Genomic DNA, 25070 nt, shown 5'->3' on the forward strand with positions numbered 1-25070 from the left:
ACGGCGGCGGACGACGCGAGCATGGTATCGACCGTTTTGAGAGAACGAAGATGAGCAAACGCGCCTATAACTTCTGCGCAGGTCCCGCCGCGCTTCCCGAAGCCGTGTTGCAGCGTGCCCAGGCCGAACTTCTCGATTGGCAAGGCAAGGGCCTGTCGGTCATGGAAATGAGCCATCGCAGTGACGAGTACACCGCGATCGCCGAGAAGGCCGAGCAAGACCTGCGTGATTTGCTGGGCATCCCCTCGAATTACAAGGTCCTGTTCCTTCAGGGTGGGGCCAGCCAGCAGTTCGCCGAAATTCCGCTGAACCTGCTGCCGGAAGAAGGCGTGGCCGACTATGTCGATACGGGAATCTGGTCGCGCAAGAGCATCGAGGAGGCCCGGCGTTTCGGTCGTATCAATCTCGCCGCCAGCGCCAAGGCCTACGATTACTTTGCCATTCCCGGGCAAAACGAGTGGTCATTGAGCGACAACGCCGCCTACCTGCATTACGCCAGTAACGAAACCATCGGTGGCCTGCAGTTCGACTGGATACCTGAGCTGGGCGATACCCCTCTGGTCGTTGACATGTCATCGGACATTCTGTCCCGGCCGATCGATGTCTCTCGCTTCGGTCTGATCTATGCGGGTGCTCAGAAGAACATCGGTCCGTCCGGCCTCGTCGTGGTGATCGTGCGAGAAGATCTGCTCGGTCACGCGCGGTCCAGCTGTCCGACGATGCTCAACTACAAGATCGCCGCCGATAACGGCTCGATGTACAACACGCCAGCGACCTTTTCCTGGTACCTCTCCGGCCTGGTCTTCGAGTGGCTGAAAGAGCAGGGTGGTGTCGAGGCGATGGCGCAGCGCAACCGCGCCAAGAAGGACCTGCTCTACGGCCTGATCGACAGCAGCGATTTCTACTCCAACCCGATCGCCAGAAATGCCCGGTCCTGGATGAATGTTCCTTTCAGACTCGCGGACGAGCAGTTGGACAAGGTGTTCCTGTCCGGTGCCGAAGCGCGTGGCTTGCTCAATCTCAAGGGGCATCGTTCCGTCGGCGGCATGCGCGCCTCCATATACAACGCCGTGGGCCTGGATGCGGTGGAGGCGTTGGTCGCCTACATGCGCGAGTTCGAGAAGGAGCACGGCTGATGAGCGATACTGATCGGCTGAAGGCGCTACGGCTGCGTATCGACAGTCTCGACGAGAAGATTCTCGAGCTGATCAGCGAGCGTGCACGCTGCGCGCAGGATGTGGCCAGGGTGAAGATGGCTTCGCTGGCCGAGGGTGAGGAGGCCGTCTTCTACCGCCCCGAGCGCGAAGCTTGGGTCCTCAAGCACATCATGGAACTGAACAAGGGGCCGCTGGACAACGAGGAAATCGCCCGCCTGTTCCGCGAGATCATGTCGTCCTGCCTGGCGCTCGAGCAGCCCTTGCGGGTCGCCTACCTGGGGCCGGAGGGCACGTTCTCACAAGCGGCGGCGCTGAAACACTTCGGCCAGGCCGTGATCAGCAAGCCCATGGCGGCGATAGACGAAGTATTCCGCGAGGTGGTCGCCGGTGCGGTCAACTTCGGTGTGGTACCGGTGGAAAACTCCACCGAAGGTGCGGTCAACCACACCCTCGATAGCTTCCTCGAACATGACATCGTCATCTGCGGCGAGGTCGAGTTGCGTATCCACCATCACCTGCTCGTGGGGGAGACGACCAAGACCGATCGCATCACCCGCATCTATTCGCATGCCCAGTCGCTGGCGCAGTGCCGCAAGTGGCTCGATGCCCACTACCCGAACGTAGAGCGGGTGGCTGTCTCCAGCAACGCCGACGCCGCCAAGCGAGTGAAGAGCGAGTGGAACTCGGCGGCGATTGCCGGTGATATGGCTGCCCAGCTGTACGGCCTGACCAAACTTGCCGAGAAGATCGAGGATCGCCCGGACAACTCCACGCGGTTTCTCATCATTGGCAATCAGGAAGTGCCGCCCACCGGTGATGACAAGACCTCGATCATCGTCTCGATGCGCAACAAGCCCGGAGCCCTGCACGAGCTGCTGATGCCGTTCCACTCCAACGGCATCGACCTGACGCGCATCGAAACCCGTCCGTCGCGCAGCGGCAAATGGACGTACGTGTTTTTCATCGACTGCATCGGACATCACCAGGACCCACTGATCCGGGATGTCCTCGAGAAGATTGGTTCCGAGGCCGTGGCGCTGAAAGTGCTGGGCTCCTATCCGAAAGCGGTACTTTAAGAAGCCGCTGGAAGCTGGAGCTGAAAGCTGGAGCCGTAAGCAGCGCCGATTGCTTCAGTCTTCAGACTTTCAGCCTTCAGGCTTTCAGCTTGCGGAGCTGAATATGTCTTGTGATTTTCTCTCCCTGGCGCAGCCAGGCGTGCAGCAGCTGTCCCCCTATATACCGGGCAAGCCCGTCGATGAATTGGCCCGCGAGCTCGGTCTCGATCCGCTCGCGATCGTCAAGTTGGCCAGCAACGAGAATCCGCTTGGTCCCAGCCCGCGCGTCATCGAAGCGATAAGAAACGAGCTCGACGAGCTGACCCGCTATCCCGATGGCAATGGCTTCGTGCTCAAGCAGCGGCTGGCCGAGCGCTATGGTGTCGAGATCAGCCAGGTCACGCTCGGCAACGGCTCGAACGATATCCTCGAACTGGTCGCCAGGGCGTATCTGGCGCCGGGTCTCAATGCGGTGTTCAGCGAGCACGCCTTTGCGGTGTATCCCATCGCCACTCAGGCAGTCGGCGCCCAGGCCAAGGCCGTTCCTGCCAAACAGTGGGGGCATGATCTGGATGCCATGCTGGCGGCGATCGACGACAATACCCGCGTGGTGTTCATCGCCAATCCAAACAACCCGACCGGTACCTGGTTCGGCGACGATGCCTTGGCTGCCTTCCTCGCCGCGGTGCCCGAGCGTGTCCTGGTCGTGCTGGACGAGGCCTATATCGAATATGCCGAAGGTGGCGCGTTGCCAGATGGTTTGACGTTCCTGGCGCGGCACCCGAACCTGCTGGTATCGCGCACCTTTTCCAAGGCCTACGGGCTGGCCGCCCTGCGAGTGGGCTACGCCATTTGCGCGCCGGTGATCGCCGACGTCCTCAATCGTGTTCGCCAGCCCTTTAACGTCAACAGCTTGGCATTGGCCGCCGCCTGCGCTGCGCTGGACGACGCTGAATACCTTGCCCTGTCCCGAGCTTGCAACAGCGCGGGCATGCAACAGCTGGAGGTCGGATTCCGCAGGCTGGGGCTGCAATGGATTCCCTCGCGGGCCAATTTCATCGCCGTGGACCTGGGTTTCGATGCCGCACCCGTCAACCAGGCGCTGCTGCGTGAAGGTGTGATCGTACGCCCGGTCGCGGGGTACGGCATGCCGACCTTTCTGCGCGTTTCCATCGGCACCGAGTCCGAGAACGCTCGCTTCCTGGCCGTGCTCGAGCAGGTACTGGCCCGGTGAGTCGCACGAGCGATCAGGTGCAAGCTCCGTTGATTGGCCGCTTGACGGTCATCGGCCTGGGCCTCATTGGTGGTTCTTTCGCCAAGGGCCTGCGCGAGCGGGGCCTATGTCGTGAAGTGGTCGGCTTCGACCTGGATGCCGGGTCACGGATTAAGGCTGTCGAGCTCGGCGTGGTGGACCGGTGCGTCGATAATCTGGCTGAAGCTTGCCGCGGTGCCGAGGTCATTCAGCTGGCCGTGCCCATCCTGGCGATGGAGCATTTGCTTGAGCAGTTGGCGTCGCTGGACCTGGGCGATGCAGTGCTGACGGACGTCGGCAGTGCGAAAGGCAACGTGGTTCGGCGTGCCCGGGAATGTTTCGGACGGATGCCGACGCGCTTCGTGCCGGGGCATCCGATTGCCGGTTCGGAACGCAGCGGCGTGTCGGCTGCCGAAAGCTCGCTGTTCAGCCGCCACAAGGTCATTCTGACGCCGTTGGACGATACCGACCCAGCCGCGTTGGCCTTGGTCGACAAGCTCTGGCGCGAACTGGGCGCGGACGTCGAGCACATGGACGTCTCGCATCACGATGAGGTGCTTGCCGCGACCAGCCACCTACCGCACCTATTGGCGTTCGGGCTGGTCGATTCGCTGGCCAAACGTAACGAGAACCTGGAAATCTTTCGCTACGCTGCTGGTGGTTTTCGCGACTTTACCCGTATCGCGGGCAGTGATCCGGTGATGTGGCATGACATCTTCCTCGCCAACCGCGAGGCGGTGCTGCACACGCTGGACGATTTTCGTGCCGACCTCGAGGCATTACGTACGGCGGTTGATGAAGGAGACGGGCACACCTTGCTCGGCGTGTTCACGCGCGCCAGGGCTGCCCGGGAACATTTCAGCAAAATTCTGGCTCGCAGAGCCTATGTGGACGTTATGCATTCCAAAGACCTGATTTTTCTTGCCAATCCGGGTGGCTGCCTGAGCGGCCAGCTGCGCGTACCCGGTGACAAATCCATTTCCCATCGTTCGATCATGCTCGGCTCTCTGGCTGAAGGTGTGACGGAGGTGGACGGCTTCCTCGAAGGCGAAGACGCACTAGCCACCATCCAGGCGTTCCGTGACATGGGCGTGGTGATCGAAGGGCCGAGCCAGGGACGCGTGACGGTGCACGGTGTCGGTCTGCATGGCCTGAAAGCCGCACCTGGTCCGATCTACCTCGGTAACTCGGGTACCTCGATGCGCTTGTTGTCCGGCCTGCTGGCGGCACAATCGTTCGATAGCACGCTGACCGGTGATGCCTCGTTGAGCAAGCGCCCCATGAACCGCGTGGCCAAGCCGCTGCGTGAGATGGGTGCGGTGATCGAAACCGGCCCCGAGGGGCGTCCGCCGCTGACGATTCGTGGCGGGCAGCGCCTGTCCGGCATGCATTACGACATGCCGATGGCCAGCGCGCAGGTCAAATCCTGTTTGTTGCTTGCCGGGCTGTATGCGGCCGAGAAGGTGTCCGTCACCGAGCCGGCGCCGACCCGTGATCACACCGAACGCATGCTTCAGGGCTTCGGGTATCCGGTTCAGGTGGACGGCAGCACCGTGACGGTCGAATCGGGCCACACGCTGCGCTCGGCGCGCATCGAGGTCCCGGCGGACATTTCATCCGCCGCGTTCTTCATGGTCGCTGCCAGCATCGCGCCGGGTTCGGATATCACCCTCGAGCACGTCGGGGTCAACCCGACGCGTACCGGTGTCATTTCCATCCTCAAGCTGATGGGAGCGGACATCGAGCTCAGCAACCCCCGCGAAGTTGGCGGTGAGCCTGTGGCCGATATCCGCGTGCGTGCCGCCCAGTTGAAGGGCATCGATATTCCTGAAGACCTGGTGCCCCTGGCGATCGATGAGTTTCCGGTTCTGTTCGTCGCGGCAGCCTGCGCCGAGGGGCGGACCACCTTGCGCGGTGCCGAGGAATTGCGAGTCAAGGAATCCGACCGTATCCAGGTGATGGCCGATGGTCTGCAAACCCTTGGCGTGAATGCCGTACCGACACCCGATGGGATTATCATCGAAGGGAGTGGCACGATCGGGGGAGGCGAGGTCTGGGCCCACGGCGACCATCGTATCGCCATGTCGTTCAGCGTTGCCTCGCTGCGTGCGAGTGCGGCCATCCGTATCCACGACTGTGCGAACGTGGCCACCTCGTTCCCAAATTTCCTTGCGCTGGCCGAGCGGGCCGGTATGCGAGTGGCTGTGGAGGGTAACTCATGATCAGGCCAGTCCCGGTGATTACCATCGACGGCCCGAGCGGTTCCGGGAAGGGGACCGTAGCGGCGCTGCTGGCGGCCAAACTGGGATGGAATTTTCTCGATTCCGGCGCGCTGTATCGTCTATTGGCCTTCGCGGCACGCAACCACGGTGTCGATCTAACCAACGAAGAGGCGCTCAAGGTGCTGGCCGCTCACCTCGACGTGCAGTTCGGCGCCGCCAAAGATGGTAGCGGCATGGAAATCGTGCTCGAGGGCGAGGAAGTGACCACCGCGATCCGCAATGAGCAGGTCGGCGCGGGTGCCTCACAGGTGGCGGCCTTGCCGGTGGTCCGCGAAGCGCTGCTGCAGCGGCAGAAAGCGTTTCGTGAGCCGCCCGGGCTGGTTGCGGATGGACGCGACATGGGTACCGTGGTGTTCCCTGATGCACCGCTGAAGATCTTCCTGACCGCCAGCGCCGAGGAAAGAGCGCGCCGTCGTTACCTGCAGTTGAAGGGCAAGGGTGATGATGTTAATCTCGCGAGTCTTCTCGATGAGATCCGGGTGCGCGACGAGCGCGATACCCAGCGTGAAGTGGCACCACTGAAGCCGGCCGACGATGCCATTCAGTTGGACTCCACGGACCTGTCCATCGAGCAGGTGTTAGAGCGAATTCTGAGCGAGGTCGCTAGAAAAGACCTAGCTTGAGGAATGCCGCCGAGAGGCGGTCTGATGGCATTGCGAGACAGTGCCGTTGACAAGGAGGCATGTGGGAGACCAGATCCAGTCCCACACGCCTTTTTTTATATGAATGAACCCACGTCTATCTGGGATGTGGAGATTGGGCGGCTCCTCGCCCGAAAACAGCAGGAATAAACATGAGCGAAAGCTTTGCAGAACTTTTTGAAGAAAGCCTGAAATCCCTCGACATGCAGCCGGGTGCCATCATCACCGGCATCGTGGTCGACATCGACGGTGACTGGGTCACTGTTCATGCCGGCCTGAAGTCCGAGGGCGTCATCCCGGTCGAGCAGTTCTACAACGAGCAGGGCGAGCTGACCATCAGCGTGGGTGACGAAGTTCACGTTGCGCTGGACGCGGTTGAAGATGGCTTCGGTGAAACCAAGCTGTCCCGCGAAAAAGCCAAGCGTGCAGAGTGCTGGATTGTTCTGGAAGCGGCTTTCGCAGCTGAGGAAGTGGTCAAGGGCGTTATCAACGGTAAGGTTAAGGGCGGCTTCACTGTCGACGTTAACGGCATCCGTGCGTTCCTGCCAGGTTCCCTGGTTGATGTCCGTCCGGTGCGTGATACCACTCACCTGGAAGGCAAGGAACTCGAATTCAAGGTCATCAAGCTGGACCAGAAGCGCAACAACGTTGTCGTTTCCCGTCGCAGCGTCCTGGAAGCCGAGAACAGCGCCGAGCGCGAAGCGCTGCTGGAATCGCTGCAGGAAGGCCAGCAAGTCAAGGGTATCGTCAAGAACCTCACCGACTACGGCGCCTTCGTGGACCTGGGTGGCGTCGATGGCCTGCTGCACATCACCGACATGGCCTGGAAGCGCATCAAGCATCCGTCGGAAATTGTCAATGTTGGCGACGAGATCGACGTCAAGGTGCTGAAGTTCGACCGCGAGCGTAACCGCGTATCGCTGGGTCTGAAGCAGCTGGGCGAAGACCCATGGGTTGCCATCAAGGCGCGTTACCCGGAAAACACCCGCGTCATGGCCCGTGTCACCAACCTCACCGACTACGGCTGCTTTGCCGAGCTGGAAGAGGGCGTCGAGGGTCTGGTGCACGTTTCCGAAATGGACTGGACCAACAAGAACATTCACCCGTCGAAGGTCGTACAGGTCGGCGACGAAGTGGAAGTCATGGTTCTGGACATCGACGAAGAGCGTCGTCGTATTTCCTTGGGCATCAAGCAGTGCAAGTCCAACCCATGGGAAGACTTCTCTGGCCAGTTCAACAAGGGCGACCGCATCTCCGGCACCATCAAGTCGATCACCGATTTCGGTATCTTCATTGGTCTGGACGGTGGCATCGACGGTCTGGTTCACCTGTCCGACATTTCCTGGAACGAGCCGGGCGAAGAAGCCGTTCGCCGCTTCAAGAAGGGCGACGAGCTGGATACCGTCATCCTGTCGGTCGATCCGGAGCGTGAGCGTATCTCCCTGGGCATCAAGCAGCTGGAAGACGATCCGTTCTCCAACTACGCCGCCGTCAATGACAAGGGCAGTATCGTTCGTGGCACTGTGAAGGAAGTGGATGCCAAGGGCGCTATCATCGACCTGGGTAACGATATCGAAGCGACGCTGAAAGCCTCCGAAATCAGCCGTGACCGCGTTGAAGATGCGCGTAACGTCCTGAAGGAAGGCGAGGAAATCGAAGCCAAGATCATCAGCATCGACCGTAAGAGCCGCGTCATCAATCTCTCCATCAAGTCCAAGGACGTCGAGGAAGAGAAAGATGCAATGAAGGAACTGCGCACCAAGCAGGACGTAGAGCCTTCCGCTGGTCCGACCACCATCGGTGATCTGATCCGCGCGCAGATGGAAAACCAGAACTAAGTTCTGCGTTCCGTTGAAAAAGGGCGACTTCGGTCGCCCTTTTTTGTGTCTGTATTCCGGCTGGGACAGGGGTGTCGATTTGTTTATCTAAGACGTCGCTAGGTATGCGCCCCGTCGCCACTGGCTCACTACTTGCGCGTCGTACTGACGGCCAGCGCCTGGTTCACCGCCAACCAGCCGGCCACTGCATCTTCACCGGTTTGCTCGAAGGCACGTTCAAGTAGCCGAACCTGTTCCCGGCGCAGTGCCTGCTCGAGCCTGGCGCCTTCGGTGGTGAAGCGCAGCATGCGCTTACGCTTGTCGTCTGCCGCCGTCCGGCTCTCAACCAGATGCATCTCGATCAGTTGCCTCAACGGGGTGTTCAAGGCCTGCTTGGTGACGCCCAGATGACCCAGCAACTCCGTCACGCTCAGGTCGGGATAGGCAGCGATGAAAAACAGGATGCGGTGATGTACACGTGACAAGCCGCGGCGGGCCAGCATTTCGTCTGGCTTTACCGTGAACGCCTGGTAGGCATGAAAAAAGGTTTCCATGATCTGGCGTTGTGCGGTGCTTTTTTTTAGGTCAGCCATGTTGACGTATCCATCAGGCGCGGCGTAATTTTGGTCAAGAAGTTTGACTCATTTTACCCGTCTCTGCATCTGGTGCCCCATGGCCTTCTCCGAACGCGTCGACCGCCTCAAAAGCTCGCTGATCCGTGAAATCCTCGCTGCCGCGCAGCGTCCGGATGTCATGTCCTTTGCCGGTGGTTTACCAGCCGAGTCGATGCTACCCAAGGTGGACTGGGCGCCGATGCCGACAGGCCTCGGCCAGTACGGCATGAGCGAAGGTGAGCCGGCCTTGCGCGAGGCGATTGCAGTTCAGGCGCGGGCGCTTGGCATCGATTGTTCGGCCAGCCAAGTGCTCATCGTCAGTGGGTCGCAACAAACGCTGGATCTGGCTTCCAAGCTGTTCATTGACCGCGGGACTGAAGTGCTGCTCGAGGCTCCGACATACCTGGCGGCGTTGCAAGCGTTCCAGTTATTCGGCGCGGAGTGTCTAGCCGTTGCGCAGGAAGATGATGGTCCCTCGCTGGCTGCGTTGCGCGAACGGCTAGAGCGACACAGACCTGCTTTCGCCTATCTGATCCCGACATTTCAGAACCCCTCCGCGGTGCGCTACAGCGAATACAAGCGCGATGCCGTGGCAGCGTTGCTCGATGAGTTCGGCGTGACGCTGATCGAGGATGAGCCCTATCGCGAGCTGGTGTTCGACGAGGGTTCTGCCCGGCCAATCGTGAGTCGGTTGCAGAAGGCCAGCTGGATCTATACAGGGACGGTGTCGAAGACGCTGCTGCCCGGGTTGCGTGTCGGCTATCTGATCGCGACGCCGGATCTGTTTCCCTACCTGCTGCGACTGAAGCAGTCGGCCGACCTCCACACCAATCGCATCGGCCAGTGGCAGGCGCTTCAGTGGTTGGGGAGCGAGCAATACAGCACCCATCTGGACGCGCTTCGGTGCTTTTACCGTCAGGGACGGGACGCCATGCAGTCTGCGCTTCAGCTGCATTTTTCCGATCTCGCTGACTGGCAATCGCCGCAGGGCGGTCTGTTCTTCTGGTTGCGCCTGAAAAAACCGGTGGATACGCGCGCGTTGCTGGATCAGGCGTTGGCGCAGAACGTCGTGTTCATGCCGGGCGAGCCGTTTTTCGTCGATCCTGATCAAAATCTTGGCTACTTGCGATTGAACTTCAGTCACGTGGCGCCAGACCGGCTGGCTGAGGGGGTGCGCCGCTTGGCGGGCGTCATCAGGAATGCAAGCATGGTCGAGGCGGCCTGAATGGCCGTCGGGAGGGAAATGATGAGCTACAAGGTGTACGGGGACCATCGATCCGGCAACTGTTACAAGGTGAAGCTGATGCTTCACCTGCTGGAACGGCCTTACGAGTGGGTGTCGATAGACATCCTTCGAGGGGAGAGCCGCGATGAGGCCTTCTTGAAAAAGAACCCGAACGGCAAGATTCCCGTGCTGGAGCTGGAGGATGGCACCTGCCTGTGGGAGTCGAACGCGATCCTGCATTTTCTTGCCGAAGGGACCGAGTTCATCCCGAACGACGCAAGATTACGAACGCAAGTGCTGCAATGGCAGTTTTTCGAGCAGTACAGTCATGAGCCTTATATCGCCGTGGCGCGTTTCATCAAGCTCTACCTTGGGATGCCCGACGACCGTCTCGATGAATATGCCGCACGCCAGCTGGACGGTTACCACGCCCTCGACGTGATGGAGCAACAACTCACCAGAACGCCTTATCTGGTGGGCGATCGCTATTCGATCGCCGACGTGGCTCTGTACGCTTACACGCACGTGGCCGAGGAGGGCGGGTTCAATCTGGCCGGCTATCCGGCGATTCTCGGATGGCTGCAGCGGGTAGCCAGCCATCCACGGCATGTCGGAATGTACGATGTCTAGCGCATTGGCCTGAGCCGGCCTTGCAGGGCGATATGTGACGGCCCTGCGGCGGCTTACTTCACGAGGCCGAGAAATTCGCTGCGGGTAGCGGCGTTTTCCCGGAACTGGCCGAGCATGACGGAGGTGACCATCGAGGAGTTCTGCTTCTCGACACCTCGCATCATCATGCACATGTGTTGTGCCTCGATCACAACGGCCACACCCCAGGCACCGGTAACCTGCTGGATGGCTTCGGCGATCTGGCGTGTCAGGTTCTCCTGGATCTGCAGCCGGCGGGCATACATGTCGACGATGCGGGCGACCTTGGAGAGCCCCAGCACCTTACCGTTGGGCAGGTAGGCAACATGTGCCTTGCCGATGAAGGGCAGCATGTGGTGCTCGCATAGCGAGTACAGCTCGATGTTCTTGACCAGCACCATCTCGCTGTTATCCGAGCTGAACAGGGCGCCGTTGGTCACTTCCTCGAGCGTCTGCTGATAGCCCTTACACAGGTACTGCATGGCTTTGGCGGCGCGTTTCGGCGTGTCGAGCAGGCCCTCGCGGGTGACGTCCTCGCCGAGCTGGCCAAGGATCGCGGTGTAGTGTGTTTCCAGGGACATTGAACTACCTGTAGGGAATAGCGCGAGTGCGAAGGTTAGGGGCTCGGCGTGCGGGCCGCAAGCGGCATTGGCCTGAATCACGCAGGGGCGCGCCGATCACTCGTCGCGCCCTTCGAGCATGGTTCGCTTGAGCAGAATGTAAACGGAGCCCGTACCCCCATGCCTGGGCAGGCACGACGTGAAACCAAGCACCTGAGGATGCTGGCGGAGCCAGGTGTTGACATGGCTTTTGATCATCGGCCGCCTGCCATCCGTGCGCGCTGCCTTGCCATGGGTCACGCGTACGCAACGAATCTCGAATTTCGTGGCCTCGGCCAGAAAGTCCCACAAGAGTTGACGGGCCTTTTCGACATTCAGGCCGTGCAGGTCCAGGCTGCCTTCGAATGGGACCTGGCCGGCCTTGAGTTTGCGAAGCTGGCTATCCTGAACGCCATCACGGGACCAGTAGAGTTCGTCTTCGGCCCCCACGTCGATCACAAACTGATCGGACAGTCCGTCGACCCGCGGCTCGCCGTCACCGACCACGGCATTGGCGCGCCGGGTGGCGACTTGCGCCTTGTTGCTTCGGGGCTTTCCGGTGTCGGCGCGGTCGTGCTGCATTGGTTTGACGCCACGTACCGCTGAACGGAAGAGGGAAAAATCATCGTCTTGCATGAGGCCTCCGCGTAGGCGGGCGATTCTAGCGCAAGGCGTCGGTGCGCGCATGGCTGCCCCAGGCGGACGGCTGAGGCTGCGAGTCAGTTGCGCTTGCGCAGCAGGCGCGGGGAGAGATTGAGGTCGTTGGGTTTGAGTGCCCTGCGGCGAATCCTTCGACGCAGCGCCCAGCCTACCCAGAGCAGCACCAGGCCGGTAACGATGAAGGTGATGGCGGTGTTGCGCTCCGGAGCCAGCTTCGTCAGGGATTCATGCACATTGAAGAAGGACGTGCCGCCGGCAATCAGCAGGAAGATGCCGAGCAGGATCAGCATCATTCCGAAAAAGGCGCCTACGCGTGACGCCCAGCTGCGCTGCGGTCGGGGACGAAGGCGGCGAGCATCGAAACCGTCGGTTCGTTTCATTCCGGTTACCTCGTCGGGATGGGGCTGTGACCGAGGGGTCCCCGGTCGGGTTCCATTGCCTTTCAGGTAACGCCTTGCAGCGATCGGGGTTATGCCAGGGCTGCTGCATCCGCCACGCAAACGGCAAAATTGTCGGCCAGTATGGTCATCTCCATTCGGTGCACTTGGTCGGCATCGATGGCGCCGTCGCCCATCGGCAGATCCCGGGTGGCGCAAGCCTTGTCGACCAGGGTGCAACGATAGCCGTAATCCTTGGCCGCCCGAACCGTCGTGCTCACGCTCGAATGGGTCATGAATCCGCAGACGATCAGGTCCAGTCGACCGTGCTGCTGGAGCAGTTCGTGCAGGCGGGTGCCGGCAAAGGCGTTGGGCAACGTCTTGCCGACCACCTGTTCGCCAGGCAGCGGAGCGGCCTCCGGCATGATTTGCCCACGCAAGCCTTGAGGATCGAACAGGCCTCCCGGAATGCCAAGGTGATGAACATGAACAACGGGGGTGCCGGCCTCTCGAGCAACAGCCAGCAGGCGGGTGATTTCATCCAGCGCGGGCTGCAGCTTTGGCAGCGCCATCGCACCCGAGCGGTATTCTTCCTGAACGTCGATGACCAGAAGGGTCGCGTTAGCCAGAGTCGCCGGTGCATAACTGCGGCCACTGAGCTGAAGCAGGGTCTGTGGCTTCGACATGACTGACTCCTTGTTGTGAGAGGGGGGTGATTGTGGCGCCAGATGACCGAGATGTGAACTGCCCAAACCGACGATTCGCGCTTCGATAAGCTGTAAATTGGCCAAATGTCGGAGGTCCATGCGCCCTCGCCGCAGAACTGTGCATCGCCTTGGGCTAAACTTTCGCGCTTTTGACAGGAGACCTGCCAGTGACCGCTTCGCCTTCCCGACTGCGTACGTTGCGTGACCATATCCGCTGGGCCGTCAGCCGGTTCCAGGCCGAGCAACTCTTCTTCGGTCATGGCACGGACAACGCCTGGGACGAGGCCCGTCAACTGGTGTTGGGTGCGTTGCATCTGCCATGGGAGATGGCCGATGCCTACCTCGACTGCCGGCTGGAAGACGATGAGCGCGAACGTCTGCAGGGGCTGCTCCGTAGACGGATCGAGGAGCGCGTGCCGACCGCTTACCTGCTCGGGCAGGCGTGGTTCTGTGGGCTGCCCTTCATTGTCGATGAGCGGGTACTGGTACCGCGTTCGCCGATCGCCGAGTTGATCGATAGGCGCTTCGAGCCCTGGCTGGCGAAGACTCCGGCGCGCATTCTCGACCTATGCACCGGCTCCGGTTGCATCGGAATCGCCTGCGCTTACGAATTTCTCGAAGCCGAGGTGGTGTTGGCTGACTTATCGTTCGATGCGCTCGAAGTCGCCAACCGGAACATCGAATTCCATGGGTTGGAAGACCGTATCTACACGGTGCAGGGTGATGGCTTCGAGGGGTTGCCGAAGCAACGTTTCGATCTCATCGTCTCAAACCCGCCCTATGTCGACGCCGAGGATTTTGCCGACATGCCCAGCGAATACCATCATGAGCCCGCCTTGGGATTGGCGTGCGGTGACGACGGGCTGGACCTGGTACGGCGCATGCTCGCTGAGGCGGCCGACCACCTGACCGAGGAGGGCACCTTGATCGTCGAGGTTGGCAATAGTCAGGTTCACGTCGAGGCCTTGTACCCGGAGGTCGATTTCACTTGGCTGGAGTTCGCCAAGGGCGGGCATGGCGTGTTCCTCCTGGCGGCCAGCCAGTGCCGCGAATACCAGGCGCTGTTTCGCGAACGCGCTGCTGGCTGAGGAAATCTGAAGTCAGGCTGCCAGTCAGCGTGTCGCTATCCAGATCAGCAGGCCAGCTTGGAAGAGGGCGAACACCACCAGACAGGCGATGGTGAAGCGCAGCGTGCCGTCTTCCCGCCGCAGCCTGTTCATGCGGGCCTGCATTTCCCCTAGGAGATGTTCCTGTTCGAGCAGGTTTCGATCGGCCTGCTCGAGCATGGCGGCTGCCTCGGTCAGTTCGATCACCTGGACCTTTTCCGTATTCCAGTCGGGACGAAGGGTGCTGACCCGCGGCGCGCTGTAGCTGGCCTTGAGCTGCTCGGGGCCGGCATAGAGGATCTCGAAGCCCTGAGTCTGTAGACAATGGTCGCGGCGTAGACGCAGGTCCTCGCGGGGTACGTCCTTGGCCGGTAATGCACCGCCTTCGACCAGATAATGTGCCCAGCGACGCTGCGCCCAGCGTGCACCCTGCGCCAGAAGAAAGCGCCCGAGGCCGCGATTGACGGGCTCGATATGCAACCCCGCATCAGGGCCGAAGCGCACCTCCTTGGCACCATGGTCGGCCCAGACCTCCAGCACGTTGTGCTTTTTGGAGAGCATCTGCCCGGGTAACCGGATGAACAGCTTGAGCACGCTCTGCCGGGGCGTATGGCGTTCGACCTGGCCGAGTTCGACGAATCGCAGCGGGCGTGCGCCGGTATCGCGGTCGGTCGGCTGGGGTGCGAGGCGCAGCAGGCGGAAGCGGTCGGGCCCGAGGTCGGACCACGGGTGCGGCGGTGTTTCGGTTGCAGTTTCAGCGGTCTCGGCCGGCGTTTGGTTGTCTGTCATGAGCGCGTCCATGAGTCCCGCGAAGGTGGCGGGGCGGGCATCGAGGCTATCGGCGGGGCGCTGCCGAACTGGAGGGTGGCATGATGCCTTCATCTACCAAAAAGCTAACGATGCGTTCTGCCAGGGCGCGGGCCAGCGGGCGCTCCGGTTCGTTGTAGGAGGCTGTTTGCTCGTTGCGGCCGGGCGGCACGATGCGCAGCACATGGTTCATGCCGTCGATCAGCGCCAGTGTCGCATCCGGTTTCGCGCGCTTCAGGGCTTCGGCGTCAGCGGTTTCGACCTGGATGTCATGGGTTCCCTGGATGATCAGGACCGGAGCCTGTACCGCGGCGAGCGCCTGCGCCGGGTCCTGGCGGAACAGCGAAATGAGATAAGGCTGCACGCTGGGGCGGAACAGTACCTGCAAGGCTTGGGGGACTTCCGGCTGCTCGCGACCGGCTTCCAGTTCCCCAATGAGGTATTGCGCGTTGGCCAACAGCGGCGGTGGCAGACGTCCCTGCAATTGTTGGCGCAGAAGACTTCCGATCGGGCGGCCGGCACCGGCCACGCTGATTACCGCGGCGGGCTCGATGAAGGGTGCCGCCAGGCTGGCGACGAGCGCCCCTTCGCTGTGCCCCATGAGTATCAGTGCCGAAAATCGCGGGTCATCCTGTAACCGTCGACTCCAGCCTTGCGCATCGGCGACGTAGTTGTCGAGGGTCAGGTTCTGTTCGTCCGGCGCCGCTGCCTGGCTTTGTCCAACGCCTCGCTTGTCGTAGCGCAGGCTGGCGATCCCGCGAGAGGCCAATGCCTGTGCCAGGCGTTTGAGCGCGTCGTTATGCATCATGGGCTGGTTGCCGTTGCGATCCGTCGGCCCTGAACCAGCAATCAGCAGGGCCACGGGAACAGGCCGCTCGTGGCGGGGCAAGAGCAGGGTGCCTTGCAGTACGCCGTCGGGGAGTTCCAGCGTCATGGGTTCGTTGAGCAACGTCAGCGGCTCCGAGCGGGCAAGCATCGGTGCGACGGCCAACAGGGCAAGGATCAAAAAGCGCATGGGTTTGCTTCGATGTCCGGGGAGCGGTTGGACGCCATTCTATTCACCGGGTTCATCCCCCGCGCGCCACCCGCTGAGCCAGACGGTAAAACGACCCACAGCTCGGGTATACTTCGTCCCCCTGTTTTGGTCGATCGCGGAGCGCCCTGCATGTCCGGCAACACATTCGGCAAGCTGTTCACCGTCACCACCGCTGGTGAAAGCCATGGCCCGGCCCTGGTCGCCATCGTCGATGGCTGCCCGCCCGGCCTCGAACTGTCCGTCGCAGACCTGCAGCGTGACCTGGATCGGCGCAAGCCCGGCACCAGTCGCCACACCACCCAGCGCCAGGAGCCAGACGAGGTCGAAATCCTCTCCGGTGTCTTCGAGGGGCGCACGACCGGCTGCCCGATCGGCCTGCTGATTCGCAACACCGACCAGAAGTCGAAGGATTATTCCGCGATCAAGGACCTGTTTCGCCCGGCGCATGCGGACTACACCTACCATCACAAATACGGCGTGCGGGATTACCGTGGCGGTGGCCGCAGCTCGGCGCGGGAAACCGCCATGCGCGTCGCAGCGGGCGCCATTGCAAAGAAATACCTGGCTACTCTGGGCGTTCGGGTGCGCGGCTACATGAGCCAGTTGGGTCCGATCGAGATCGGCTTTCAGAGCTGGGATGGCGTCGAGCAGAATGCCTTCTTCTGTCCAGACCCGGCCAAGGTGCCGGAGCTTGAGGCCTACATGGATCAACTGCGCCGCGACCAGGATTCGGTCGGCGCCAAGATCACCGTGATCGCCGAAGGCGTTCCGCCCGGACTTGGCGAGCCGATCTTCGATCGGCTTGACGCCGACCTTGCGCATGCGCTGATGAGCATCAACGCGGTCAAGGGCGTGGAGATCGGCGCCGGGTTCGCCAGCGTTGCCCAGCGTGGCACCGAGCATCGCGACGAACTCACGTCTGAAGGCTTTCTTTCGAATAACGCCGGCGGTGTGCTCGGTGGTATCTCGTCCGGCCAGCCGATCGTGGCGCATCTGGCACTCAAGCCGACCTCGAGCATCACCACGCCAGGCCGCTCGATCGATGTCGAGGGCAGGGAGGTCGAGGTCGTCACCAAGGGCCGGCATGATCCGTGTGTCGGCATTCGCGCCACGCCGATCGCGGAAGCCATGATGGCAATCGTGCTGCTGGATCACCTGCTTCGTCACCGTGGGCAAAACGCCGACGTGCTAGTCGGCACCCCCGTGCTGGGCCAACTCTGAGCCCGGGCCGAGGCTGGGGCTTGACGCGGCAACCCGGATCACCGCGGCTTCGCTCGACTACCAGGCCCTCCGTATCGTCCACCGCAATGGCAAGCATCCCGTATTGGCGCCTGTCCGGCTTTTACCTGTTCTACTTCGCCGTGTTGGGCGCGGTCGCTCCGTTCCTGGGCCTCTATTTCGATCACCTGGGCTTTTCCGCCGAGCGCATCGGTGAACTGGTAGCGATCCCGATGCTGATGCGTTGCCTGGCCCCCAATCTCTGGGGCTGGCTCGGCGATGTGACCGGTCGGCGTCTGGCGATCGTACGCATTGGAGCGCTCTGTACGCTGTTGTCGTTCAGCCTGATTCTGTTCGACAAGCGCTACGCCTGGCTTGCGCTGGTGATGGCACTGCACGCCTTCTTCTGGCATGCCGTGCTGCCGCAATTCGAGGTAATCACGCTGGCCCACCTGCGGCACCAGGCCGCTCGCTACAGCCAGGTACGTTTGTGGGGCAGCATCGGTTTCATCCTTGCGGTCGTTGGCCTGGGTGGCCTGTTCGAGCGCTTCGGCCTGGATCTCTATCCGGCAGCGCTGATGGCGATCATGGCCGGGATACTGGTCGCCAGCGCCTGGGTACCGGATGCGGTGCCGGAACAACGCCCGGAGCCGATCGGGCAAGGCGGTTTCATTCGCCAACTGTGTCGCCCAGGTGTGCTGGCATTCTTCGCCTGCGTCGGACTGATGCAGGTCAGCCACAGCCCTTACTACACCTTCCTCAGCCTGCATCTGGAGGCCCTTGGTTATGGGCGAGGGCTCATCGGGCTGCTCTGGGCCCTTGGTGTGGTGGCTGAAATCCTGTTGTTCCTGGTAATGGCACCGTTGCTTGCGCGTTTCTCGCTGCGCCAGGTCCTGCTGGCCAGCTTCATCATCGCGGCGGTTCGATGGCTGATGCTTGGCACACTGGCTGACCATCTGTCGGTCCTGTTGGTCGCGCAGCTGATGCATGCCGCGACCTTCGGCAGCTTTCATGCGGCGGCGATCCACTTCGTGCAACGCAGCTTCGGCCATCGCCAACAGGGCCAGGGGCAGGCGCTCTATGCAACCGTTGCCGGCATCGGCGGCGCTCTGGGCGCGCTTTACTCGGGCTACAGCTGGGCCAGCCTGGGCCCGCTCTGGACCTTTGCGATCGCCAGTCTGGCAGCCACGGCAGCAGCCGTTATCATTGCCATCCCAACGCAGGAGAATCGGGTATGACAGCCACTCGCGAACGCCTCTCTCAGGCCATCATCGAGGCGGGGCGCTTTCTGTATGGTCGCGGCTGGTCGCCGGCGACGAGCAGCAACTATTCGGCGCGCCTGACCAGCGCCGAGGTGCTGTTGACCGTTTCGGGCAAGCACAAGGGGCAGTTGGGGAGCGACGACCTGCTCGCCGTGGATATGGACGGTGCGAGCCTGGAACCGGGCAAAAAACCATCGGCCGAGACGTTGCTGCACACCCAGCTTTACCGTTGGAAGCCGGACATCGGTGCGGTGCTGCACACGCATTCGGTCAATGCCACCGTGCTGTCACGGCTCAGCCCCGGCGATTCGCTGGTGTTTGCCGATTACGAGTTGCAAAAGGCCTTCCAGGGCGTGTCGACCCATGAATCCCAGGTTCTGGTGCCCGTGTTCGATAATGATCAGGACATCGAACGGCTGGCCAGTCGGGTGCAGCCCTGGCTGGACGCGCATCCGGACTGCGTCGGCTACCTGATTCGCGGGCACGGCCTCTACACCTGGGGCACCGAGATGACCGATGCGCTTCGGCAGGTCGAGGCGTTCGAGTTTCTCTTCGAGTGCGAACTCAAGATGCGCGAGCTGCAGCGCAGCTGAGTCTAACCACGCGCGGCCGCCGCGCGTTTCGATGAATCATGAGCAAGCCCGGGCGAGACCGGGCCGGAGACCAACCGGATGAGCGTACTCAGCGTCTATCAGGACACCATGCCCGAGCAGCCCCTCAAGGTGCTCACCCATGTGGAGGACATTGCCGCCACGCTGGCCGAGGTCGGTGTGCGGCTCGAACGCTGGGAGGCCAGTCAGCCCATTGGCGCAGGGGCGAGCCCCGACGAGGTGATCGCGGCCTACCGTCCGCAGATCGACCGGCTGATGGCCGAGCGCGGGTATGTCACGGTCGACGTCATCAGCCTCGACAGCAGCCACCCGCAGAAGGCCGAGCTGCGCGCCAAGTTTCTCGAGGAGCATCGCCATGCCGAAGATGAGGTGCGCTTCTTCGTCGCCGGGCGTGGGCTCTTCACGTTGCATATCGAGGACAAGGTCTACGCCGTGTTGTGCGAGAAGAATGATCTGATCTCGGTCCCAGCCGGTACCCGTCACTGGTTTGACATGGGCGAAAACCCACATTTCGTCGCCATCCGCCTGTTCAATAATCCCGAGGGCTGGGTGGCACAGTTCACGGGCGAAGACATCGCGGGTCGCTTCCCGCGCCTGGAGGATTGACGGTGCCGATCAAAGCCATCCTCACCGATATCGAGGGGACGACGAGCGCAGTCAGTTTCGTCTTCGACGTGCTGTTCCCCTACGCGCGGGAACATCTGCCCGCGTTCATTCGCGCGCAGGCTGATAAGCCGGCCGTGGCGGCCCAGCTGGAAGCCGTGCGCCAGGAAAGCGGCGAAACGGATGCGGATGTCGACCGCGTCGTGCAGATCCTGCTTGACTGGATCGCCATCGATCGCAAGGCAACCTCGCTCAAGGCGTTGCAAGGCATGGTCTGGGCCGAGGGATACCGGGCGGGCGAACTGAAGGGCCACGTCTATCCCGACGCCGTCCAGGCGTTGCGTCAATGGCATGCCGAGGGCTATCGGCTTTACGTGTATTCCTCCGGCTCGGTCCAGGCGCAGAAGCTGATTTTTGGCTGCGCCGAGGTCGGTGACCTCACGCCGCTGTTCTCCGGCTATTTCGATACCGGTTCCGGGCATAAGCGCGAGACGGCGTCTTACGCGCGGATTGCCGAGTCGATCGGCCTACCGGCGGCGCAGGTTCTTTTCCTGTCTGATGTAGTCGAGGAGCTGGATGCCGCTCGTGCGGCCGGGATGCAGACCTGCGGCCTGGCGCGCAATGGCGGTGAGTTACCGGGCCATAAGACGGTGGCCAGTTTTAGCGCCATCGATCCGAGCGCTGACTGAGCCGTCGGCAAACTGAACCCTCAAACCGCGCTGGCATCCTAATGATGAACCCTTTCCTATTTGGAGCTTCATCATGACCGATGCCTTCGGCGGTATTTTTGGCCTGCTGATCCTGGCCTTGGACATCTGGGCCATCGTCAGCATCCTGCGCAGCGACAGCACGACGGGCAAGAAAGCGCTTTGGGTCCTGTTGATCGTGATCCTTCCGGTTCTTGGCCTGATCATCTGGGGCATCATGGGCCCGCGCGGCAATCGGCCCGATGCACGTAGCGAAATTCGACGTTGAACCATGGAGGCTGCGAGCGGCGTGCTCGCCGTTTTGGTCGCTGTGCTCGACGTGATCGCTATCGCGCAGGTCTGGCGTAGTGGCATCGAGCGGGGACGCAAGCTGATCTGGAGCCTGGTGATCGGCCTGTTGCCGGTGGTGGGCTTGATCATGTGGTTCGTCGCAGCCAGAACGCGGGGTAGGGCGCAGCTGTGATCAGAAGGTGGCTGGTCGGTTGCTTGTCGGTCTGCGCGCTGTGCATGTCCATGGGGGCCGCGCAGGCTGAGCAGGCAGACGCCTGGGAGGCATTGCGCACGGGCCGCGCGGTACTGTTGTTGCGCCATGCCACCGCTCCGGGACTGGGCGACCCGCCAGGCTTCGTCCTGGAAGATTGCGCTACCCAGCGCAATCTTAACGAGGCTGGTCGGGCGGAGGCGCGGCGCTGGGGCGAGTTGTTGCGTGATCAGGGCATCGATTCGCCGCGTCTGTTAAGCAGCCGATGGTGCCGCGCGCTTGAAACGGCTCGCGAGATGGGCATCGGGGATGTCGAACCATTACCCCTGCTGGATTCCTTTTTCGCCCGCTCCGGCCAGGCGGACGAACAGACCCGCGGCCTTAAGGCCTTTCTCAACGACCTGCCGGGTGGTCGGCCGGTGATCATGGTGAGCCACCAGGTGAACATTACCGCGTTGACCGATGTGTTTCCCCGCTCCGGTGAAGGGGTCGTCCTGGCACTGCCGGTCAGCGAGCCGGTGCGCCTGTTGGGACGAATCCTTCCTCCTTGATCCGGGCACGGCGCGGCTCCGCACTTGCGTAAGCGTGCCACAGGTGCATCGCCGCATAGGCACGCCAGGGGCGCCAGGCCTCGGCCCGTGCAGTGAGCGCCTTGGCGCTGATACCCGCATCGCCCCAGACCGGTGCTCTTAACAGCCCAAGGTCGCCGGCGGGAAAGGCGTCGGGCGCGGCGAATCCGCGAAGCGCGATGTATTCGGCGGTCCACGGCCCGACACCGGGCAACTGGCACAGCCGCTCGACCAGCTCTTCCACGCTCTGGTTAAGCGTGAGTACCAATGACCCATCGGACACGGCGCCTGCCAGGTGTTGCAGCGCCGCAACGCGCTTGCCTGGCATGTCGATAGCCTCGAGGCTGGCGTTTGCGATCGCTTGTGCGGTGGGGAACAGCCAGCGCAGCTCAGGCGCCTCGGGTGGCGGTGTGATGGGTTGCCCGAGCCGCTCGATCAGGCGTCGGGTGATGGTCACGGCGGCTTTCACCGATACCTGCTGGCCGACAATGGCACGTACCGCCACTTCGAAGGGATCGAAGGCACTGGGCAGGCGTAGCCCAGGCGTCGCGACGACCAGTGGTCCAAGCTGCGGATCGTTCGCGAAATGTCGGGCAAGCGTTGCCGGGTCGGTGTCCAGATCGAAAACCCGGCGTACCAGCGCCGTCAGAGTGGTCATCTGATCACACAAGCTTTCGCTGACGCTCAGCTCGAGGTACGTGCGCGCCGGTCGCACGCTCAGCCAGCCGGAGCGGCCATGGACGGAAAGGGTGCGCGCATAGCGCTCCTCCGTCAGCGTCTCGACCCCGGGCATCAGGCGAAGGCTGAAGTACTGGTGGAACTGCGCCCAGCGCCAGGGGGGTGTGAAGGGTAGCTGTCTGACCGTGTGCATGAACGGACCATAACTCCGATCAATGGGCCTGTCTTCACCGAGTAAGCTTTCAAAAGCTCGATGGTTTCACCTGTCATATGACCAAAGTAGAATGCGCGTCTTTGCCAAAGGGTGATCGGCGCGGGCGCGTCGTGCCCTCGTGCGCCATCCATCAGGGAGACACCCATGAGCGATTACCAGGAAACTCTCTACGAGGGATACGGACAGCGCTTCACCATCGACAGGATGCTCCATGAGGTGCGCACCGAGCACCAGCATCTGGTTATCTTCGAAAATGCCCGAATGGGCCGCGTGATGGCGCTTGATGGCGTGATCCAGACCACCGAGGCGGATGAGTTCATTTATCACGAGATGCTGACGCACGTGCCGATCCTGGCGCATGGTCTGGCCCGGCGGGTCCTTATCATTGGTGGCGGCGACGGCGGCATGCTGCGCGAAGTGGCCAAGCATCGGGACGTCGAGAGCATCACCATGGTGGAAATCGACGGCACTGTCGTCGATATGTGCAAGGAGTTCCTGCCCGAGCACTCGAAGGGCGCGTTCGAAGACCCACGGCTGAACCTGGTCATCGACGACGGCATGCGTTTCGTGGCGACTACGGACGAGAAGTTCGACGTCATCATTTCCGATTCGACCGACCCGATCGGCCCCGGCGAAGTCCTGTTTTCCGAGAATTTCTATCAGGCTTGCCGCCGCTGCCTGAACGAGGGTGGAATCCTGGTGACACAGAACGGTACGCCATTCATGCAGCTGTCCGAAGTGCAGACCACGGCGCGGCGCATGAATGGCCTGTTCCCCGATTGGCATTTCTACCAAGCTGCCGTCCCCACCTATATCGGTGGGGCGATGACCTTCGCTTGGGGCGCCTGCGATGGCGCCAGCCGCAAACTGTCGCTCGAAACCTTGAGCCAGCGCTTCGCAGGCGCGGGAATCGTTACCCGCTATTACAACCCTTCGATTCATCAGGGCGCCTTTGCGCTGCCGCAGTATGTGCTGCAGGCGATCGGCAAACCCGCCAACGACTGACTCATAAGCCGATCGCGGCGACGCGGCTTGGACGGCCCACCCGGCAACGGTGCGGGCCGTCTTGCTTTGTGGGCTGCGCGCCGCGTAGTCACGCCGCCGGCCGTGCCGGTGGAACTGCCATAGGCGAGCGGGCTCTATCTTGAGTGAGGCACTCGGATTCCCCAGGTTCGACTTCGTCATTCAAGACGGGCTGGTATAGCGGCCTCGCATGCTGCTAGCTTTAGTTCAGCGCGCAACAATGCCGCGTCGCTCAGAGAGGTCGTCACTTCCCGTAGAGTCTGCCCGCCTACCCTCGGGTTTTTTCCAGGGTCGATACCATCCAGGCTGAGAGGAGGTTGTTTTATGAGTACCACCTTCCATGAGGATGTCAGCAGCAACGTTCTGATGCGTATGAAGGAGGGCGGATTCGATTTCGCCCGTGTCCATCCCATCGAGTTCTATGCCGTCTTTCCTGACAAGGAGCAGGCCCTGTCGGCGGCCAGCAATTTTCGCGGTGAAAGCGTCAATACTCAGGTTTCGCCGCGCGACGATGGAGCCTGGGATCTGCAGGTCAGCAAGGTCATGTACGCCACCTTCGATGGTATCGGGGCGTTCGAGCAGGATCTTGAAGACCTCGTCGAACCCCTCGGGGGCGTCGTCGATGGCTGGGGCGTGACGCAAGAGCTCAGCGGCTGTCACGCCTGATATCCGTTCCTCAGCCCATTGCCAAACCGTTCTGCAGCGCCTGGTCCCAAGGAGGGACCGGGCCGAAGCGGTTTTTCAGAAATTCGAGCAGCAGCCGTCGCCGCGAATCCGCTTCCCGAGTCAGGCGCAGGGCATAGATGCCACTCGCCTCGGGCGCGGGGAGACCCTCCTCACAGAACAGCGGTAGCAGGTCGCCACGCAGCAGATGATCGCTGATCAGCCAGGTCGGCAGATGCGCGACACCCAGCCCGGCCAGTGCACCGCTGAGCAGCGCTTCGGCATTGTTGGCGATCATGCGCAACCGTCGCGGGCGCAGATGCTGGCGCTTGCCGTTATGTTCGAAGCGCCAGGCGTGCGGCGGGGCGAGCCCGTCCCAATCGAGCCCTTCATGGTCCGGTAATTCTGCGACTGAACGCGGCACGCCGCGGCGCTCCAGATAGGCTGGGCTGGCGCAGACGACCCGTACCATCGGCGCGAGTGGCGTCGCAACCAGTCGGGTGTCGGCCAACGGTCCGATGCGCAGGATGAGGTCGACCTCGCCGAGATGCTCACCTTGCAGATCGACGAAGCTGTCGATCAGGCGAAGCTGGATATCGACGCCAGGGTAGGCCTGGAGAAATTCGGCCAGCGCCGGCGCCAGATGCCGGCGTCCGAACGGCGCAGGCGCGTCGATACGAATACGGCCTTGCGGAGCGGTCTGCAATGACGTCATCTCGGCGCGTGCCAACTGCATTTCCTGGACGATTCGACGCGCCCGCTCGGCAAAGGCCTGACCGGCGCTGGTCGGCTTGACCGAATGAGTGCTGCGGCTGACCAGCTGGCAATGCAGCGAGGCTTCCAGTGCATCGATACGGCGAGCCACGGCGGAAGGCGTGAGCCCATATAGGCGGGCTGCCGCCGAAAAACTGCCGGTTTCGAGGACGTCCAGATACAGTCGAAACTGCTGGGTCAGGCTGTCCGCTTGCATGCTATCGCTCCGCTTTGCTGATAACGCAAAGCCATTGTGCGTGGCTGTGCGTTTCGCCGCTAGCGCTGCGTCGGTAGCATCGCGTTTT

28 protein-coding genes are annotated in these 25070 nt (G+C 62.0%); 19 read left to right on the forward strand and 9 right to left on the reverse strand.

Features of this window, described 5'->3' with window-relative positions:
• The first annotated feature begins 50 nt into the window (after positions 1-50).
• The 6 genes from serC to rpsA all read left to right on the forward strand — a co-directional run bounded on the left by serC (position 51) and on the right by rpsA (position 8225).
• Entirely contained in the window at positions 51-1136 is a 1086-nt protein-coding gene (gene serC, locus MST27_RS07800) for a 3-phosphoserine/phosphohydroxythreonine transaminase (RefSeq protein WP_243605410.1), read from the forward strand.
• On the forward strand, positions 1136-2233 hold the full coding sequence (pheA, locus tag MST27_RS07805; protein ID WP_243605411.1) for a prephenate dehydratase: 1098 nt from the start codon (positions 1136-1138) through the stop codon (positions 2231-2233). Before serC ends, pheA begins: the two co-directional genes overlap by 1 nt.
• 103 nt (positions 2234-2336) lie before the next feature.
• Positions 2337-3446, forward strand: a complete 1110-nt coding sequence (hisC, locus tag MST27_RS07810) for a histidinol-phosphate transaminase (protein WP_243605412.1) — start codon at positions 2337-2339, stop codon at positions 3444-3446.
• Positions 3443-5686, forward strand: a complete 2244-nt coding sequence (locus MST27_RS07815) for a bifunctional prephenate dehydrogenase/3-phosphoshikimate 1-carboxyvinyltransferase (protein ID WP_243605413.1) — start codon at positions 3443-3445, stop codon at positions 5684-5686. Before hisC ends, MST27_RS07815 begins: the two co-directional genes overlap by 4 nt.
• Positions 5683-6369 carry a (d)CMP kinase gene (gene cmk / locus MST27_RS07820; protein WP_243605414.1) on the forward strand — a complete coding sequence of 229 codons (687 nt, stop codon included), beginning with the start codon at positions 5683-5685 and terminating at the stop codon, positions 6367-6369. Before MST27_RS07815 ends, cmk begins: the two co-directional genes overlap by 4 nt.
• A 170-nt stretch (positions 6370-6539) precedes the next feature.
• Complete coding sequence (gene rpsA / locus MST27_RS07825) at positions 6540-8225, forward strand: 30S ribosomal protein S1 (RefSeq protein ID WP_243605415.1); 1686 nt, start codon at positions 6540-6542, stop codon at positions 8223-8225.
• Positions 8226-8353: 128 nt separating this feature from the next.
• On the opposite strand, the gene MST27_RS07830 is transcribed toward rpsA, so the two are convergent.
• Positions 8354-8797 (reverse strand): MarR family winged helix-turn-helix transcriptional regulator, encoded by a 444-nt coding sequence (locus MST27_RS07830; protein WP_243605416.1) that lies wholly within the window; start codon positions 8795-8797, stop codon positions 8354-8356.
• A 79-nt stretch (positions 8798-8876) separates the two neighbouring features.
• On the opposite strand from MST27_RS07830, the gene MST27_RS07835 reads away from it, so the two are divergent.
• Together MST27_RS07835 and MST27_RS07840 are read left to right on the forward strand one after the other, a co-directional pair.
• Positions 8877-10043, forward strand: a complete 1167-nt coding sequence (locus MST27_RS07835) for an aminotransferase-like domain-containing protein (protein ID WP_243605417.1) — start codon at positions 8877-8879, stop codon at positions 10041-10043.
• A 21-nt stretch (positions 10044-10064) separates the two neighbouring features.
• Entirely contained in the window at positions 10065-10673 is a 609-nt protein-coding gene (locus MST27_RS07840) for a glutathione S-transferase family protein (protein ID WP_243605418.1), read from the forward strand.
• Positions 10674-10726: 53 nt separating this feature from the next.
• On the opposite strand, the gene folE is transcribed toward MST27_RS07840, so the two are convergent.
• The 4 genes from folE to MST27_RS07860 all read right to left on the reverse strand — a co-directional run bounded on the left by folE (position 10727) and on the right by MST27_RS07860 (position 13013).
• Entirely contained in the window at positions 10727-11272 is a 546-nt protein-coding gene (gene folE, locus MST27_RS07845) for a GTP cyclohydrolase I FolE (protein WP_243605419.1), read from the reverse strand.
• Between the two features lie 96 nt (positions 11273-11368).
• A complete protein-coding gene (locus tag MST27_RS07850) occupies positions 11369-11926 on the reverse strand; it encodes a Smr/MutS family protein (RefSeq protein WP_243605420.1) in 558 nt (185 codons plus the stop codon).
• Between the two features lie 83 nt (positions 11927-12009).
• Positions 12010-12330, reverse strand: coding sequence for a hypothetical protein (locus MST27_RS07855; protein ID WP_243605421.1), 321 nt, complete (start codon positions 12328-12330; stop codon positions 12010-12012).
• A gap of 89 nt (positions 12331-12419) precedes the next feature.
• Entirely contained in the window at positions 12420-13013 is a 594-nt protein-coding gene (locus MST27_RS07860) for a cysteine hydrolase family protein (RefSeq protein ID WP_243605422.1), read from the reverse strand.
• A gap of 188 nt (positions 13014-13201) precedes the next feature.
• On the opposite strand from MST27_RS07860, the gene prmB reads away from it, so the two are divergent.
• On the forward strand, positions 13202-14122 hold the full coding sequence (gene prmB / locus MST27_RS07865) for a 50S ribosomal protein L3 N(5)-glutamine methyltransferase (protein ID WP_243605423.1): 921 nt from the start codon (positions 13202-13204) through the stop codon (positions 14120-14122).
• A gap of 24 nt (positions 14123-14146) precedes the next feature.
• Here prmB and MST27_RS07870 read toward each other — a convergent pair whose 3' ends face one another.
• Both MST27_RS07870 and MST27_RS07875 read right to left on the reverse strand, forming a co-directional pair.
• Complete coding sequence (locus tag MST27_RS07870; protein ID WP_243605424.1) at positions 14147-14929, reverse strand: hypothetical protein; 783 nt, start codon at positions 14927-14929, stop codon at positions 14147-14149.
• A 46-nt stretch (positions 14930-14975) separates the two neighbouring features.
• Entirely contained in the window at positions 14976-15962 is a 987-nt protein-coding gene (locus MST27_RS07875) for an alpha/beta hydrolase (protein ID WP_243605425.1), read from the reverse strand.
• A gap of 150 nt (positions 15963-16112) precedes the next feature.
• Here MST27_RS07875 and aroC point away from each other — a divergent pair, with 150 nt between their 5' ends.
• From aroC to MST27_RS07915, 8 genes are all read left to right on the forward strand, one after another.
• Positions 16113-17204, forward strand: a complete 1092-nt coding sequence (gene aroC / locus MST27_RS07880) for a chorismate synthase (protein WP_243605426.1) — start codon at positions 16113-16115, stop codon at positions 17202-17204.
• Positions 17205-17290: 86 nt separating this feature from the next.
• Positions 17291-18439: an MFS transporter gene (locus MST27_RS07885; RefSeq protein ID WP_243605427.1), complete on the forward strand. Its 1149-nt coding sequence runs from the start codon at positions 17291-17293 to the stop codon at positions 18437-18439.
• A complete protein-coding gene (locus MST27_RS07890) occupies positions 18436-19056 on the forward strand; it encodes a methylthioribulose 1-phosphate dehydratase (protein WP_243605428.1) in 621 nt (206 codons plus the stop codon). The genes MST27_RS07885 and MST27_RS07890 overlap by 4 nt, the downstream gene beginning before the upstream one ends.
• A 78-nt stretch (positions 19057-19134) precedes the next feature.
• Positions 19135-19680 (forward strand): 1,2-dihydroxy-3-keto-5-methylthiopentene dioxygenase, encoded by a 546-nt coding sequence (locus tag MST27_RS07895; RefSeq protein WP_243605429.1) that lies wholly within the window; start codon positions 19135-19137, stop codon positions 19678-19680.
• 2 nt (positions 19681-19682) lie between these two features.
• On the forward strand, positions 19683-20366 hold the full coding sequence (gene mtnC / locus MST27_RS07900) for an acireductone synthase (protein ID WP_243605741.1): 684 nt from the start codon (positions 19683-19685) through the stop codon (positions 20364-20366).
• Positions 20367-20439: 73 nt separating this feature from the next.
• The gene (locus tag MST27_RS07905; protein ID WP_243605430.1) at positions 20440-20652 is read left to right on the forward strand and encodes a PLD nuclease N-terminal domain-containing protein; all 213 of its coding nucleotides are present in this window, start codon (positions 20440-20442) and stop codon (positions 20650-20652) included.
• 3 nt (positions 20653-20655) lie between these two features.
• A complete protein-coding gene (locus MST27_RS07910; RefSeq protein WP_243605431.1) occupies positions 20656-20847 on the forward strand; it encodes a PLD nuclease N-terminal domain-containing protein in 192 nt (63 codons plus the stop codon).
• A gap of 44 nt (positions 20848-20891) precedes the next feature.
• Entirely contained in the window at positions 20892-21416 is a 525-nt protein-coding gene (locus tag MST27_RS07915) for a histidine phosphatase family protein (RefSeq protein WP_243605742.1), read from the forward strand.
• Here MST27_RS07915 and MST27_RS07920 read toward each other — a convergent pair.
• Complete coding sequence (locus MST27_RS07920) at positions 21373-22305, reverse strand: DNA-3-methyladenine glycosylase family protein (RefSeq protein WP_243605432.1); 933 nt, start codon at positions 22303-22305, stop codon at positions 21373-21375. The genes MST27_RS07915 and MST27_RS07920 overlap by 44 nt on opposite strands.
• A gap of 165 nt (positions 22306-22470) precedes the next feature.
• On the opposite strand from MST27_RS07920, the gene speE reads away from it, so the two are divergent.
• Together speE and MST27_RS07930 are read left to right on the forward strand one after the other, a co-directional pair.
• Positions 22471-23331 carry a polyamine aminopropyltransferase gene (speE, locus tag MST27_RS07925; RefSeq protein ID WP_243605433.1) on the forward strand — a complete coding sequence of 287 codons (861 nt, stop codon included), beginning with the start codon at positions 22471-22473 and terminating at the stop codon, positions 23329-23331.
• A gap of 342 nt (positions 23332-23673) precedes the next feature.
• Positions 23674-24015, forward strand: coding sequence for a ribonuclease E inhibitor RraB (locus MST27_RS07930; RefSeq protein WP_243605434.1), 342 nt, complete (start codon positions 23674-23676; stop codon positions 24013-24015).
• A gap of 10 nt (positions 24016-24025) precedes the next feature.
• Here MST27_RS07930 and MST27_RS07935 read toward each other — a convergent pair whose 3' ends face one another.
• Positions 24026-24982, reverse strand: coding sequence for a LysR family transcriptional regulator (locus tag MST27_RS07935; protein WP_243605435.1), 957 nt, complete (start codon positions 24980-24982; stop codon positions 24026-24028).
• Positions 24983-25070 lie beyond the last annotated feature (88 nt).

Source organism: Stutzerimonas marianensis (genome assembly GCF_022810315.1).
Taxonomy (GTDB): domain Bacteria; phylum Pseudomonadota; class Gammaproteobacteria; order Pseudomonadales; family Pseudomonadaceae; genus Stutzerimonas; species Stutzerimonas marianensis.